General features: G+C 32.7%; 13 protein-coding genes. 7 read left to right on the top strand and 6 right to left on the bottom strand.

All coding sequences use genetic code 11. The features are described from left to right. The first annotated feature begins 324 nt into the window (after positions 1-324). Positions 325-558, top strand: coding sequence for a hypothetical protein (locus FLA105534_RS12400; protein WP_173966437.1), 234 nt, complete (start codon positions 325-327; stop codon positions 556-558). A gap of 226 nt (positions 559-784) precedes the next feature. On the opposite strand, the gene FLA105534_RS12395 is transcribed toward FLA105534_RS12400, so the two are convergent. The 5 genes from FLA105534_RS12395 to FLA105534_RS12375 form a co-directional block, all read right to left on the bottom strand. Further along, entirely contained in the window at positions 785-2,935 is a 2,151-nt protein-coding gene (locus FLA105534_RS12395; RefSeq protein WP_173966436.1) for a peptidase domain-containing ABC transporter, read from the bottom strand. A gap of 163 nt (positions 2,936-3,098) precedes the next feature. Next, a complete protein-coding gene (locus tag FLA105534_RS12390) occupies positions 3,099-4,079 on the bottom strand; it encodes an HlyD family secretion protein (protein WP_246253232.1) in 981 nt (326 codons plus the stop codon). A gap of 811 nt (positions 4,080-4,890) precedes the next feature. Further along, positions 4,891-5,358 (bottom strand): CPBP family intramembrane glutamic endopeptidase, encoded by a 468-nt coding sequence (locus FLA105534_RS12385; RefSeq protein WP_173966435.1) that lies wholly within the window; start codon positions 5,356-5,358, stop codon positions 4,891-4,893. Between the two features lie 252 nt (positions 5,359-5,610). Further along, the gene (locus FLA105534_RS12380) at positions 5,611-5,748 is read right to left on the bottom strand and encodes a class IIb bacteriocin, lactobin A/cerein 7B family (RefSeq protein ID WP_173966434.1); all 138 of its coding nucleotides are present in this window, start codon (positions 5,746-5,748) and stop codon (positions 5,611-5,613) included. Positions 5,749-5,766: 18 nt separating this feature from the next. Further along, positions 5,767-5,937: a class IIb bacteriocin, lactobin A/cerein 7B family gene (locus tag FLA105534_RS12375; protein ID WP_173966433.1), complete on the bottom strand. Its 171-nt coding sequence runs from the start codon at positions 5,935-5,937 to the stop codon at positions 5,767-5,769. Positions 5,938-6,303: 366 nt separating this feature from the next. Here FLA105534_RS12375 and FLA105534_RS12370 point away from each other — a divergent pair, with 366 nt between their 5' ends. The 6 genes from FLA105534_RS12370 to FLA105534_RS12345 all read left to right on the top strand — a co-directional run bounded on the left by FLA105534_RS12370 (position 6,304) and on the right by FLA105534_RS12345 (position 14,818). Continuing rightward, the gene (locus tag FLA105534_RS12370; protein ID WP_173966432.1) at positions 6,304-8,028 is read left to right on the top strand and encodes a helix-turn-helix domain-containing protein; all 1,725 of its coding nucleotides are present in this window, start codon (positions 6,304-6,306) and stop codon (positions 8,026-8,028) included. 126 nt (positions 8,029-8,154) lie between these two features. Further along, positions 8,155-8,319: a hypothetical protein gene (locus FLA105534_RS12365; RefSeq protein ID WP_173966431.1), complete on the top strand. Its 165-nt coding sequence runs from the start codon at positions 8,155-8,157 to the stop codon at positions 8,317-8,319. 19 nt (positions 8,320-8,338) lie between these two features. Then, positions 8,339-10,042 (top strand): S8 family serine peptidase, encoded by a 1,704-nt coding sequence (locus FLA105534_RS12360; protein WP_173966430.1) that lies wholly within the window; start codon positions 8,339-8,341, stop codon positions 10,040-10,042. Then, entirely contained in the window at positions 10,039-11,772 is a 1,734-nt protein-coding gene (locus FLA105534_RS12355) for a S8 family serine peptidase (protein ID WP_173966429.1), read from the top strand. Before FLA105534_RS12360 ends, FLA105534_RS12355 begins: the two co-directional genes overlap by 4 nt. Further along, a complete protein-coding gene (locus FLA105534_RS12350) occupies positions 11,769-13,967 on the top strand; it encodes a lantibiotic dehydratase family protein (protein ID WP_173966428.1) in 2,199 nt (732 codons plus the stop codon). The genes FLA105534_RS12355 and FLA105534_RS12350 overlap by 4 nt, the downstream gene beginning before the upstream one ends. 2 nt (positions 13,968-13,969) lie before the next feature. Beyond that, entirely contained in the window at positions 13,970-14,818 is an 849-nt protein-coding gene (locus tag FLA105534_RS12345; protein WP_173966427.1) for a thiopeptide-type bacteriocin biosynthesis protein, read from the top strand. A gap of 2 nt (positions 14,819-14,820) precedes the next feature. Here the strand turns inward: FLA105534_RS12345 and FLA105534_RS12340 are convergent, their stop codons facing one another. Next, a complete protein-coding gene (locus FLA105534_RS12340) occupies positions 14,821-16,422 on the bottom strand; it encodes a Na+/H+ antiporter (RefSeq protein WP_173966426.1) in 1,602 nt (533 codons plus the stop codon). Positions 16,423-16,430: the final 8 nt, after the last annotated feature.

Raw genomic sequence — 16,430 nt, 5'->3', positions numbered from 1 at the left:
GAAGCTCTTAGCAACCATCCGCTTGTATCTTTTCCTTGCTAAAGGAGCAAGAAAAAGGATACCGCTTCTATCAGGACTATGGGAAATGTTTTCATTAGATAAACCAGTGAAACCCGACGCCAACAAAATATTATAATATATTATTTTTCCTACTATTTAATCAGCGGTTTTTTTACTACATTTGCAGTCCTAAACGTAAAAACATGAACTCGATTAAACTTTTGCCCGTGTGGTATGGTGGCGGTATTGGAAACAACTGCAACGCTTTTTACGGCGTAGGACACCTTAGCTATGCGGGTTTTATATTCCCTAAACGTAAAAATTATGAGTACCAACACCCTTTCAAAAGAAGCCGAAATCAGGCTGATGAATTTCTTCAACAACACAATAGATCCGCAAGAAATGGCTAAATCTATAAGGCAAGTCAATTACGTTCTTGCTCTAGGAGCTTTGAGGCAACAAGGAACCCTGCAAAATGAAATTACCAATTTAGAAAATAGCTTTTATTGGCTGAATGAATTAGCTGAGGTTTTGAATCCATATTTGGATGTAGAATAAAAATTTCGCTTAAAATTAAAAAAACCTCGATTTTAGAAAAATCGAGGTTTTCTGGTTTATGGAGAAAATGTTTTGTGTTAATGAGCAAGATGGTTGGACTTGTCGCTGATATTGAGCTTGTAAGAAAGTTTTTTTTATTAATTTAAAACTCACGTATAAATACGTATTGTTTTTTTAGCAAAGGAAGATTATGGTACAAAATCAATCGTTCTAATTAAAAGCCCATCTAAACCAAATTTTGTTTACCCCAAAGATTGTAATATTCGGATTGCTGGTCTAATAATTCGAAATGATTTCCTGATTCGACTATCGTTCCGTTTTTCATAACCAATATGGTATCTGCATTCGCAATTGTACTTAAGCGGTGGGCAATAACAATTATTGTCTTTCCCTGAGTTTTAAAATTATCGATCACCTCTTTCACCATTTTTTCAGAGGCCGTATCTAATGATGCTGTGGCTTCATCCATCAGTAAGATATCCGGATTTTTATATAATGCCCTGGCAATGGCAATTCTTTGTTTTTGCCCACCTGACAACATAGCTCCATTTTCTCCAATTTGTGTTTCGAATCCGTTGGGTAATTTCTCAACAAAATGAGTTATTCCCAGTTGTTTGGACAAATCCAAAATTCTTTGAATATTCGGAAACGGATCACCTAAAGCAATATTCTCAATAATATTTCCGGAAAACAAATTAAGCTGTTGCGGAATAACTCCTATCACTTTTCGTAAACTCTGGTAATGAACAAACTGTGAATCATATTCTCCAATATAAATCTTACCATCTTTGATAGGATACAAATTTTGCAGCAATGAGATTAAAGTTGTTTTTCCACTGCCGCTTTCTCCTACTATTGCTGTTGTTTGATTCTTTTTGAATACTGCATTAAAGTTTTTAAATACTTCCATACGGGATCCATATCTGAAAGAGACATTTTCAAACCTGATATCTCCTAAATGCTCTTTCTTCAATTCTATTTTATTTTCTGTTTCCTCTCTTTCCAGATCCATTATTTCAAAGAGTCGATCTGCTGCAATTAAGGCATTCTGAGCTGTCTTATTCATGTTGATTAAAGAGGCAACCGGAGAAGTAAAATAACCAATCAAGGCATAAAAAGAGAATAGTTCTCCCGGAGTGATGGCTCTGTCGATTACATAACCCGATCCGATCCACATTAAAACTATAGTAAAAACCGAAGCTAAAAATTGTGTAGAAGTTCCTGCAAAGATTCCGTTTAAACCGGATTTGTAGGTTGTAAACAGCAGTTTTACAAACTTGTTTTCTGTTTTTAGATTGGAAAAATCTTCTATCCCAAATTCTTTTACTGTTCTTATATGGGTGATACTCTCTACTAATTGTGTTTGCAGTTCGGCAGCATTCTCCATGATAATTCGTTCCACTTTTTTGTTGAATTTATTTAAAACAAAATAGATCACAGCATAAAACGGAATTACCAGAACAATTACCAAGGCCAGTTTCCAGTAATACGTAAACATTAATACAAATGAAAAAACAACAATAAAGAGGTTGACAATCATTTCAATGGCTACTTCGTTTATAAACGAACGAATTTTTACCGCATCACTTATTCTTGAAGTAATTTCTCCTATTTGCATCGTATCAAAAAAACGCTGCGGCAAATGCAGTAAATGCTTATAATACCCCAGAATTAATTTTGCATCGATTAATTGTCCCGTTTTCATCACAAAAATGCTCTTTTTGGAGCCAATATAGGCTTGCAGCAAAATTATTGCTATCATAGAAAGGCTCAATAAATTAAGTAGTTTTCTATTGCCATCTACCAAAACGTAGTCTGTTATTTTTTGGATGTAAATAGACATTGCTAATCCTAAAACAGTAAACAAAATAGCTCCAACCAGAGCCTGAAGTAAGATCGTTTTATGGGGTTGAATTAAATTCCAAAACCTTTTTAAAGGTGCTGTTTTTTCGTTTACTGTTTTAAAATCTTCATTGGGAGCAAAGAGAATCAATACTCCCGACCAGATTTTCTGAAATTCTTCGAAGGTATAATTTTCCATTTTGCCTAAACCCGGATCCATAACCGTGATTTTAGATTTTTCTACCTTATAAATTACCACGTAATGCTGTAACTGTTCTTTGATGACAACATGTGCAATTGCCGGAAGCGGAATTTTATCTAAGGCATCTAAACCGCCTTTGACGCCTTTGGCAGTAAAACCCATTTTTTCCGCGCCTTCAATAATCCCCAAAACATTGGTGCCTCGTTTATCAGTATTAGCAAACTGGCGTATTCTCGCTATAGGCAGATTAACTTTGAAATGACTTCCAATAGAAGACAGACAAGCCGCACCACAATCTTTAACATCATGTTGTTTTATTTTTATTGAAGCCATTTTTATTTAAGATCTGATATTTGTTTCGGGTTTAACCAATCGTCTATTTTGTCGAATAGCAAATCGAATAAGCTTCTGCGGGTTATTATGTATCTTGTAGTTAAGGTCATTCCTTTTGAAATAGTAGTGGTATAGCCTGATTTTAATTGTAGAGTTCTCGAATCTAAAGCACAGCGTACTTTAAAAAAAGCTTGTTCCCCTGCATGGTTATATTGCGGTCAATATCGATTACTCTTCCTTCCAGCATACCCCATTGGTTATAGTTGAAGGCATCTAACTGAAATTTGACTTCCTGATTTCTCTTAATAAGACCAATATCATTGGGAGAAACATTGCATTCGACAATAAGATGATCTGCCGATGAAATGGCCGCGATAGATTGGGAAGCATTTATAAAGGAGCCTTTTTGAATGCCTGAGTAGTTTTCGATTGTTCCGGAAACTGGAGCCAAAACAACATAATTATTTGATTCTGCATTTATCTTAGCGACAGCTCCATTGAGGTTCTTTAAGCGATCTTCTAAATCTCTCTTTTGATTTTCCCAAGCTAATTTTTGCTGACTTATGAAACTTTGCAAGGCTTGTTTGGACAGACGTAATTCATATTCAAGTTTTTCAAAATCGGCCTTAGCAATAATTTCTTTGTCATATAGAATTTTATTGCGGTTGTGATTTATTTGTGCCTGCGAAATTTTGCTTTGCAATTCATTTTTTCCAGACTGAAATTTTAATAGATCTTCTCGTGCTGCAGTGGTCAACAAATGACTGGTTCTATTTTGCAAAAGGTTTGAAACATCATTTAGCTGTGCTGAAACAGATTTTGATAAAGTATCCTGAGTTCTTTTATCGCTTTCCAGATTTTCTTTGGCAATTTTTAAAAGAGTATCTCCTTTTTGTACAACTGCGTTATTCTTTAAATTGATCCAGTTAACCCTGCCACTCACCATTGTTGCAACAGGTACATTGTCTGTCTTACTGCGAACGATACCACGACTCTGACTGCTAATGTCAACTTTAATAACAGGTAAAAGCATTAAAAAAACGATAACCGCCAAAAGAATAATAAGATAGATTGAAAAGCTTTTTGTTTTGTTTTTAGCAATAAGATTTTCCAGCGTGTTTATTGGGTCTGAACTGAAGTTCATGAGATATCAATGTATTACATACAGATTATTCTGTAAAAATTAGTTTAAAAAAGTAAGCTGTAAATTTTCAAAAAGGCAATAGAAATCCACTTCCCTTTTTTCAGAAAAGAGAAATCTTTTGATATCTATAAAAAAATGCGTGAAAAATTTAAGGTACGGAAAAACCTCTCCGATAAATTTTCACTCTAAAATTGAGAGTGTTTTATCTTGTTACTGCGATGCAAATTAGATTTTAAACATTGACTTACCTACCAATAATGCAAAGTGATAATGGTCAAAGTTATGAATGGAGGTTTATAAATTTATTTTAAAATATACCCCGTAAGATATCCAATGAAATAGATCGCTGTTCCAATTGCAATGACAATGTTAATACGTTTTAATAGTTTTAAATCGTGATTCATAATTTCCAGAATGTGATTAGTTTAATAAATAATACAATGCCTCCCCGCACACGGCCCCTACAAAGTAAAACACCACTGGAAAGAATATTAGTGCATAAATTAAGTCCGTTATTTCGTTGTCTTTTTTATTCAAAAAAGTCTCATTTGTTACATTAGGTTTCATAAATGTTAGTTTTTTTACTTAAAAGTTCTGTTATTAAATAGCTCTAGAACGTATTCTGCTTATTGTATTCTGAAGTACTCCTCCTTCGTAATATTAATTTTTCTAAAATAATTCTATACTGAAACGACCAAATATAAATCTCCTTTTCAAAAAAGTTATGATATCCCATTTTACATCTTACATTTTACTCTCATCGTTTATTTATGTTTTCTTTTCAGGAATAGAATTACCCCCCCAACAAATCCTAAGGAAAATAAATATTCAAGATAAATACAATACCATTATAAATTGTGTGCGTAATTAATGTGATTAAGAAAGAGTTTCTTACACTTCTGCCTGTTACATACAAACCCGCTAACATCATACCGGCAGCAAAGGCAAATAAAAAATAAAAAACATTATAGAGATGATTTGAGGCAAAAATCAAAGCTGATAATAGACAACAGTATCTGAGGGCAATTTTTCTACTTTTACAAATTTCAATAACCGCATACTGGAATAGAAAAGTCTCAAGAAGTGGAGCTACAATAACAAATAAAACCAGTTTTTCATTAATGGTGTAATTTTCATTAAACCCTTTGCCTAAATCACTACCTAAGAACTCTGCAAGAACTTTGAAAGTATAACTGTTTAAAAGGTTTATGAGAATTACAACTAATACCAATTGCCATTGCTGAAGATCTTGAAATATTTTTTTTATTTTTGATATCATATGTTATTGAATTCAATAAAGAGGCTGTTTAAAGCAGCCTCTTTAGATTTTACAATAGAATTTCTACATGGTACAAAATATAATAATCAATTTTTAAAACTGACATTATATCATATTTTACTTTGACCCCTAATTTATCTGGCTAATGCTCTACCAAAAATCTCTCCTTTATTAAAGACATAAACTAAAAATAATAAGGTTGCAAAAATTGTAACCATAATATAAAACGAATTACTTTTGAAAAATTTCATATTATGCTTTTTCCGTTATATAACCGTATGCAACTCCAGCTGCCCAGGCTCCGGCAAACAAATAATAAAGAGGACCAAAACCTCCCTCCGTTTCTACTAATTCTTTTTCGTTTAATTCAATCAATTTTAAATTTTCCATAATTTTAAGTTTTAAAAGTTAATATGCTTGAGCTAAATGTCTTCCAAAAGCCTCTCCCTTATCGAAAGCCCAAGCAAGACCTCCACCAAGTGCAATTCCAGTTGCAACAATTTCCCCCCAAATACCGCCATCAATTTCTTGTACTTCTTGAGCATTAAGTTCTACTAAATTTAAACTTTGTAAATTCATCTTTTTATGTTTTTAAAGTGTTAATTACTTATACGGCTTATTTTTCCGCATCCTTTTTTTTCGATTCATTACTTTTTGAATCATAGTTTTGTAACGGCCAATTACATTTAAGAAAATAATCTAAATTTTGCAGTGACGTCGAACTGTAAAAAATGTCTCACTTTCTTATGTCAAAACTAGACAAAGCTCTTATTGCTCGCAAACGTTAGATATCGAAATTCAGGAATACCGATATGAAATTCAGGAATTTCAAACAAAATAGGTTTCAATTACCTGACTGTGAAATGTTTGGTGTTTTTGTTTTTTTAGTGATTTATACATAAAATTGTATAAAGTTATTCTATTTTTGTAAGAAATTAAACGATTATGATTTTCTATAAGCACTACAATATTGTACTTTTATTACTATTTTCTACTTTCTTATCTGCACAAAATTTTAAAAAAAATCTTGTCAAACTTTCTTACAAAGAACTAAAAGAATCTTTCTGGAATAATGAGGGAAATAAAAATGAACAATTTGAATATGCTAATACCTATTTAAACAAAGCAAAAAGAGAAAATAACCCTATTGAAAGGGCAAGGGGGGCATATTTGATCTCATTAATATCAGTTAACGAAGTCGCCGTAAAATATTTAGATAGCGCCATTTTATACAGCAAAAATTTAGATGATAAAAAACTTCCTTCATATGCTTACTTTGCAAAGGCATACATCCTCAAAGAACAATTTAATTATAAAGAAGCAATAGAAAACTTCTTAATAGCTGAACGTTTCGCTAAAAAAAGAGATACGGATTTTTATTATGAAACAAAATTTTCAATTGCTGCACTAAGATCTGAAGAGCTAGGACAGGTTAATGAAGCTTTAGATTTATACAAAGAGTGTTTCGCTTATTATAAAGGTAAGAGAACAAGAACGCCACAATACTCTTTTTCATATCAATTAGTGATTTTTGCACTTGCAGATGCGTATAAGGCGCTAAAACAATGTGATTCTGCAACCTACTACAACAAATTAGGTTATAGAGAATCTGCATTTACAAAAGATCATCACAATAATTCACTATTTGTTTTAAATGAAGGAGCAAACATGGTTATGTTTAAAAAATATAACGTTGCCCTAGATAGTATTAACAAAGCTATACCTAAGATTATTTTTTATAAGGATTATGGTAATATCTTAGCTTCTTACTACTATTTGGGAAAATCCTTTGATGGACTAGGAAAAAAAGAGAAGGCGGTTGAAAATTTTGTTAAGGTTGATTCTATGTATAAAATCACCAAAAGGATAACACCTGAATTTATTGAAGGTTATCCTTATTTAATAAAATATTATAGAGACATTGGAGACAAAGAAAACCAATTGAAGTACTTAAATAAATACATGGATATTAATAATACTTTGCAGAATAATTATAAAGAATTGACAAAGAAATTGCAAAAAGAGTATGATATACCTAATCTATTTCTAGAAAAAGAAAATTTAATTTCCTCTCTTAAAAATGAAAAGAATAAATCCTATTGGGGATTATCAATATCCCTTTTTGCATTTATAGGTGCTTCTGGGGTTAGTTTTTATCAATATCAACTTAAAAAGAAATATCGCATTAGATTTAACACTATAATGGAGGAGAAATCGATCAGAGAATTAATTGAAGACGATGATAAAAGACTAGAAAAAATAAAACAAAGCAATTCTCCAAAAGAAGATATCGGAATTTCGGAAGAAATAGTGACAGAAATTATAGCAAAATTAATTTCTTTTGAAAAGGAAAAAGGTTATTTGACATCAACAATAACAATACAGACATTAGCTAATAATTTTGAAACCAATAGTAAATATTTATCTAAAGTAATAAATACCTATAAAAGTAAAACTTTTACAAATTACATTAATGATTTACGAATAGAGTATGCTCTTGAAAGTTTAAAAGAAGATTCGAAATTGAGAAAATATACAATACAAGCACTTGCTTTAGAGTTTGGTTTTAATAGTGCAGAATCATTTTCGACTGCTTTTTATAAAAAAGCCGGGATAAAACCAACTTATTTCATTAAGGAACTTGAAGGAACCTCAGGGGCAATTTGTTAAAAAACAAATAGTTATAAAATATGAAATATCGAAATTCCTGAATTTCGACAAATAGAAAGTTATTATAGTTTCATGTAAATTGATAGTGATTTATATTTGTACAAGTAATCTTAAAAAAAGAAAAGCATGAAAACTAATCAATTGAAAAAAGAAAGCATCAAATTTAATTTAGAGAAAATAGGTATCGCTAAATTAAAAAATTTACGTTCAATTACTGGAGGTAATGGAGATGATAAAACGGTTACAGATCTGAGCAGTAATTGTAATAACCAACAAGGTAAAGATTTATAATTTTAACTATTATTGACCTATGAGATTTCCTTACTTTGTTCCTTTCATTGTTGCATTTTTAATTTTATCATGTAAATCTTCTCAAAAAACTAATACTATTAAAACAGAGAGTAAAAACGAAATATTCTCCTCACTAAATCTTCAGACATGGTATACAAAAGATAATAAACTAGACAACATACCTGGAATTTCAATAGATAAATGGTACAATCAAAATAAAAACAAATCCAAAAGTGATATCATTGTTGCAGTAATAGACACTCAATTAGATATAAATCATGAAGACTTGCGTGAGCAAATTTGGTTAAACATTAAAGAAGTTCCTGATAATGGAATAGATGACGATAATAATGGATATGTTGATGATATTCATGGTTGGAATTTTACCTCAAACAAAAAAGAAGACTATATTGTTTGGGGAAATTTTGAATATGTTAGACTAATTAGAGAATGGGAAAATTTATTTAAAAATAAAACCTCGGATGAAATTAAATCTGACGATTTGCCTAAATACAGAGAATATCTCAGAGCTCTAAAAATCTATGAAGAAGAAAAATCTAACTACCAGAATTGGTTAAAATCTTCTCACTATAGCGTCGATCTATTTCCTATTGTAAAAGATAGTTTAAAGCACTATTTCCCAAAAGAAGACTATACCTATAAACAACTAGATAGTTTATACAAAATAGTAAAAATAAACGACAAAACTTTTAGACAAAGAAGAGAGGATGATGATCGGGATATAGGTGCAATGATTGGTTTTATGAAAACTAGATTCGAATATGGTGAAAACACTTTGGAAAAATTGAAAGAAACAGAAAGGGATGTTGATTCAATTACTAATAAAAATTTGAATTTAAACTATAATGATCGTTTATTAATAGGAGACAATCCAAATGTTCTAGAAAAAGGATATGGTTGTAGTAACGTTAGTATTCATAAAAATGGTTTTAAAAACCTTCAGGGGCATTGTACTAAAGTGTCAGGAATTATAGCGGCCAATCGAGACAATAACAAAGGAATAAAAGGTTTTTCTCAGGATATAAAAATTATGCCACTCAATATTTCTTATTCAGGAGATGAACATGATAAAGATATTGCTATGGCTATTTATTATGCTGTTGACAATGGAGCAAAAGTAATCAACATGTCAATTGGAAAAGAATTTTCAGTACATCAAGATTGGGTTTCAGATGCTTTTAAATATGCTGAAAAAAGAAACGTACTGCTAATACATAGCGCAGGGAATAATTCTTTTGACACCGATAAAAATTCATATTATCCAAGTGATAATACTTTTGACGGGACTCCTGAGATTTTTACTAATTTTATTAATGTTGGTTCGACATCTTCAAGATTAGGCAGCACTTTCGTCTCTAGTTTTTCAAATTATGGAAAAGTAAATGTGGATTTGTTCGCACCTGGAGAAGAAATTTACACAACAGCCAAGAATAATGCCTACGAATCTGATTCTGGAACTTCCCTTGCAGGCCCAATGGTTTCAGGAACTGCAGCACTTATTTGGTCCTATTATCCTAAACTTACTGCTGCTGAGGTTAAACAAATTATACTAGATTCGGGAACTGTATACAACATTGAAGTCATTGTTCCTGGTACAGAAGACAAAAAAGTTCCTTTTTCAGAATTGTCGAAATCAGGAAAAGTTTTAAATGTTTACAATGCTATGAAACTTGCTGAAAAAGTCAGTAAAAACAAAAAATGAAGAAAAAGCAAATTGCTAGTGATAGAACATTAGTAAAAGTATACCTTTTTTTGGGTTTATTATTATTTTTAATTGGTTGTAAAAGCCAACAAGATTTAAGTGCTTCTGCAATTAATTCTATTAAAACGGAATTAACATCTTCAGAATTTAAAGGCTGGTATCAAAAAGATTATGCCTCAGATGGAGTTCCTGGAATTTCATTGGATAAATGGTACAATCAAAATAAAAAAAAGCAAAAAAGCCCTATTATCATTGCTGTAATTGATACGCAAATTGATATTAATCATGAAGATTTGAAAGGACAGCTTTGGAGAAATGTGAAGGAAATTCCAAACAATAACCTTGACGATGACCACAATGGCTATATAGATGATGTGAACGGATGGAGTTTTACCGGAACTAAAAACGGAGGCTACGTAGTTTGGAACAACTACGAATATGTTAGGATAATTAGAGAATGGGGACCTATGTTTCATAACAAAGTCGAAAATGAAATTTCGAGTAAAGATTTACCCAACTATAAGGAATATCTAAGAGCCCGAAAAAAATTTGAGTCTAAACAGGAATATTATAAAAATTGGCATAGATCCCTAATTCATAATATTGAAGTATATCCTTTGGTAAAAGATACTTTAAAGTTTTTTTTTCCAAAAGAAGATTATACCTATGAGCAATTAGACAGTCTTTATAAAAAGTATAAAACAAATGATAAAACTTATATGCAAAGACGTGATTCTAATGATAAAGATTTAGGAGCTCTAATTGATTATATGATAGGTAACTTAGAAGTGGATGAAAAAACATTAGAGGATATAGTTGATAAGAGAACACAGTTGGATTCTGTACTATTAAAAAATTTAAATGTTGACTACAATGAACGTTTATTAATTGGAGATAATCCGAGCGTTCTTAAAAAAGGTTATGGTAATAATAACATAAGTAACAATAAAGCCGGGCATAGACCTATTCAAGATCATTGTACTAAAATGGCAGGGATAATAGGGGCGAATCGAACAAATAATATTGGTGTAAGGGGGATTTTACAAAATGTAAAAGTTATGCCTTTAAATGTTTCGCCTTCTGGAGATGAGAATGATAAGGATATCGTAATGGCGATATACTACGCAGTTGATAATGGTGCTAAAATAATTAATATGTCATTAGGGAAAGAATTTTCCATGCATAAAGACTGGGTGTTTGATGCTTTAAAATACGCAGAAGCTCACAATGTTTTAATAGTTCACAGTGCCGGAAACCTTGCTTTTGATGTTGATAAAAACCCAGAATATCCAAGTGATGTTGCATTTGATGGTACACCTGAAATTTGTAGAAATTTTATTAACGTTGGTTCTACGACCTATAAATTAAATGAATATTTTGTGTCTGATGTTTCAAATTATGGTAAGGAGAATGTAGATTTATTTGCTCCAGGAGAAGAGATTTATACAACTGCTTCAGGAAATAGTTATAAAGCTGCTTCAGGAACTTCTATGGCCGCTCCAATGGTTTCGGGAACAGCTGCATTAATATGGACTTATTATCCTAAACTTACTGCTGCTGAGGTCAAACAAATTATACTAGATTCGGGAATGGCTTATGATATCGAAGTTATTGTTCCTGGTACAGAAGACAAAAAAGTTCCTTTTTCAGAATTGTCGAAATCGGGTAAAGTTTTAAATGTTTACAATGCTATGAAACTTGCTGAAAAAATCAGTAAAAAGAAAAAATGATATCGAATTTCAAGATCGCATCCTTTGATGCTTATGTATTAAGAACTCCTTTATTTCCATTGTCTTTATATCTCAGTACAATGGAACATTATTCGACTGAAAACGCAAAACTACAATATCAAAATCCACTCATCCGGGAAGCTATTCATTTAGCTTCTCCGGATTTGACAAAAGAATTGGATAAATGGGTGAAAACCGATTCAAACCTGCCCGTTGAAAAGGCTAAAAAATTAGAACTTACATTTCTTAAATATATAGCCAGAATGTCCTCCAGATGTACGCCATTTGGGCTCTTTTCAGGCTGCTCTGTGGGGAGAACAGCCGCCGAAACGAAAATTATTCTGGAGAACTCTGGCAAATTTGAACGTTTTACTCAATTTGATATGCAATTCTGGGTAATGCTGCTTCAGGAAATTTCCAAAAAAAAGGACGTAATTCCACATTTGAAATATTACCCTAACAATAGTATTTACAAAATTGGAGATTTTTATCGCTACATCGAATACAAAAGTATAGAGACAAAGCGGGAACACAGTATTTCGGCCTTACGAGTATCTACGGTACTAACAGAACTGCTTGACAGCATACAACAAGGGATGACTGTTGAAGAAATGATCATGTTTTTGTCGGATGATGAGGATGAAAAAGCAGAGGCAGCGGAATTTGTTTTAAAATTAATCGATTTTCAGTTTTTGGTAAGTGAATTAGATGCTGTTGTTACAGGAAGTGACAACGGGGAAAGGATTTTAGATGTTTTGAAAAAAATTCCGACTCTAGAGAACGAATATCAAATGTTAGAAAAAATTCTGGAAGAGCTTCTTTCCTTAGATAAAAAACTTGCTCCTCTTGAAAAAATCTATCCGAAAATTAAAAACAATATAAAACGTCTTAAAATTGACTTTGATGAAAAGTATCTTTTTCAAACCGATCTAAATTCAAGTACCTCGGTAAATACTTTAAGCAAAAATGTTTCCCAAAAAGTACTAAGAGCCGTTGAGTTTTTGAATGGTATTCAAATGAAAGAGAAGTTTCAGAATCAGGAAAGTTTTAAAAAAGCATTTACTCAAAGATATGAAAGCAGGATGATGCCATTGACAACCGTTCTGGATACAGAAATTGGAATTGGCTATCTTCAAAATCACGAGATGAACGACAGCCATGAGGTTTTAGAATTTCTTTCTCTTAAGTCTAAAGAAACAGAGAACAAAAACGAACTCTGGACATCTTATGACTATATCCTTCAGAAAAAGATACAAGAGTGCATGATAAATGGGGAGACAGAAATTTCATTAACGGAAAAAGATTTTCCAAACTTCAATAATGATTTTAGCAACGCTCCAGCCACATTTTCTGTAATGTTCGAAGTTTTAGAGCACGAAAAAGTTGTAATTGAATCATCAGGAAATACAAGCGCTGCCAAACTATTAGGACGATTTTGCACTGGTAATCCTTCTATCCATAATCTCACTAAAGAGATCATACAAAAAGAAGAAGCTTACTATTCAGATCAAATTATGGCCGAAATAGTTCATATCCCGGAATCCAGAACCGGAAATATTTTACGCAGGCCGGTTTTACGAAAACATGAAATCAGCTATTTAGCAAAGTCCGGAGTACCCGAAAATGACACCATTCATTTAAATGATCTTTGGGTTTCTATAGAAAATGATACCATAATTCTGTTTTCTAAAAAGCACAATAAAAGGGTCATTCCCTGTCTCTCAAACGCGCATAACTTTTCTAAAAATTCGCTGCCACTTTATCATTTTTTATGTGATTTACAGTCGCAGCATACAAAACCGATTTATTCTTTTGACTGGGGAGTCTTAAGAAATCATTACATCTATTTTCCAAGAGTAGTGTATCGTGATATTATTTTATCAAAAGCCAAGTGGATTGTAGCAAAAGAAGAAATTATGCATTTTTCTAAAATAAACGATATACAACTTACCAATGAATTTTTAAAATGGCGATCGCAAAGAAATATTCCGCGTTATGTCAATTGGGTGAATTATGACCATGCACTTTTATTTGATTTTGAAACCCAAATAGGAGTTGAACTATTTTTAAATTCAGTCAAAAATAAAGAGAAAATCACTTTGGAAGAATTTCTGTTTACGAAAAAATCTGTCGTACAAAATCAAAATACAGATGGTTATTGCAATCAATTTATACTATCATTTTACAAAGAATAAAAATGCAGAGAAATTCTTGTTTAGGCAGTCAGTGGTTGTATTATAAAATTTATACCGGTGTAAAAACAGCCGATTATATTTTAATTGAAAAATTAGCCCCTGTTATAACCTACTTAGAAAAAAAGAAAAAAATCCAAAAGTGGTTTTTTATTAGATATCGGGATCCTGAGGAACATCTGCGAATTCGTTTTTTAATAGACGACGCTGAAAATATGACAGCACTTATCAATTCATTTTATCCTATTTTTAAAGAACTTCTGGATGAAAATATAATTTGGAGAATCCAAACCGATACCTATCAAAGAGAAATTGAACGGTATGGTAAAAAGACCATCTATGATTCTGAATTTCTATTCTGGAAAGACAGTAAAATGATTTTAAATTATCTGAGTCTGAAAACTTCCTTCATAGCGAAAGAAACGCCTATTTTTTTTAGTCTTTTGATGGTTGACTCTTTCCTTAATTCGTTCAGGCTGTCAAATTTGGAAAAATTAATTTTAATGGATAAACTTCAAATTGCTTTTAAAGAAGAATTTGAAATAGGTAAAATTCAGAAAAAGGAAATGGATATCAATTACCGATCACTGTATCCGCAAATCAAACTTTTTCTGGAAGCTGAAAATCAGGATAACTTTCCTGAAATCTTTTCTATTGTCAATAGAAAATCAAATCTTATCCAGAAAAAGGTTTTTGAAATAATCGATAAAATTCAAATTCCCATAGATGATTTCTTATCGAGCCATATCCACATGATGATTAACAGGCAATATACTTCTAAACAAAGAGTATATGAACTTGTTATCTACGACCATTTGTATCGCTATTATAAAACTTTATGTTACAAAAAGTAAAATCACTCCTCATACATCTCCATCCACAATCTTGTCTCTTCCAAATCCAGTTCCTTTTCAATTTTCCTGAAAATCTCTTCGTGAACAGAGCCTGTTTTGTGCATGAGTTCCAGTTTGGCGCGTTCTACGTTTAGAAGATCAATTTGGAGTTTGGTGAAGTCGTTGAAAATCTCCCCTCCTAAAACATTTCCTTTTCCGAAGAAATTAGCTGGGAGTTCGGTTTTCTGGAGGCGGTTGAATTTAACTTCGTATTTGCTTTTGATGTTGTGGAGCAGGTCATCATTAAGCAAAGAAAAATTATCTTCGATATGGGTTATGGTTTGCGAAACGATGGTATTACGAATCTCATATTCTTCGGCAAGAATCGAATAGGGCTGCACTTTTAGTTTTTTAATCAGCCACGGCAAAGTAAGTCCCTGAATAACCAAAGTCGAGAGTATCACACAAAAAACCAGGTAAATGATGAGGTTTCGCAAAGGAAATTCGGTTGTTTTGTTCATCATTAACGGTAAGGCCAGCGCGGCCGCCATGGATACTACTCCACGCATTCCGGACCAGCCGAAAATAATCATGTTGCGATAATCAAATTCTTCTTTGAGACGGATTCTTTTACTAAGCATTCTAGGAAGCAAGGTTGCCGGAACCACCCATAAAAACCGCACCAAAATCACCACTACACTTATCGAAGCACCCCAAACAAACAGGGACCAACCGGAGTAATCCCCTATTCCGGCAATAATTTGTCGCAGCTGCAGTCCGATTAAAATAAAAATCAAGCCGTTTAAAATGTTAGTCAAAACACTCCAAATTGTTCCGGCCATAATTCGGCTTTCGTGCGTAAAAATAGTTCCCGATCGAGCTGACAAATAAAGTCCGGTGGCGACTACGGCCAAAACTCCCGAGCATTCAAAATGTTCTGCGATTAAATAAGAGGCAAAAGGCGTTAGCAAAGTCAAAGTGGCTTCGATGACCTCATCGCAAACAAATCTCCTGTGAATATAACACATGATATACCCCACAGCCAAACCAATTGCAATTCCCGCTACCGACATTACAACAAAGTTTAACCCCGCCTGCCAGAGCACAAAATTACCCGCTGTAATTGCGGTTAATGCATATTTGTAAGCTACCAGACCACTGGCGTCATTCACCAGACTTTCGCCTTCAAGAATGGCAATCAATCTGGGGTGCAAACCCAATCCTTTGGTAATCGAAGTTGCAGAAACGGCATCCGGAGGTGAAACTATCGCTCCTAATAGAAAAGCGAAAGGCCAGGAAATATCGTCAATGAGCAAGTGTGCTGCAATTGCTACCGCCACTGTGGTAAACAACACCAAACCTACCGCTGCCAAAGTAATAGGCCGAATCGTTTGTTTAAAATCGGACCAGCTTGTGTACCAGGCGGCGTGGTATAAAAGCGGTGGTAAAAAGATAATAAAAACCACTTCAGGGCTCAAAGCAATTACCGGAAGTCCGGGAATAATACTAATCACCACACCACAAAGTACCAGTACAATGGGAATTGGAAAATTGTATTTTTTACTAACGAGACTCAAAAAAGCGACTCCAAATAGTAACATGATGATTACAGTAATATTTTCCATTTTCGAAT

The sequence above is a fragment of the Flavobacterium collinsii genome, assembly GCF_902804485.1.
In the GTDB taxonomy this organism is placed as follows: Bacteria; Bacteroidota; Bacteroidia; order Flavobacteriales; family Flavobacteriaceae; genus Flavobacterium; species Flavobacterium collinsii.
The sequence above is the reverse complement of the archived record's forward strand: the minus strand, read 5'-3'. Positions and strand labels throughout refer to the sequence as shown.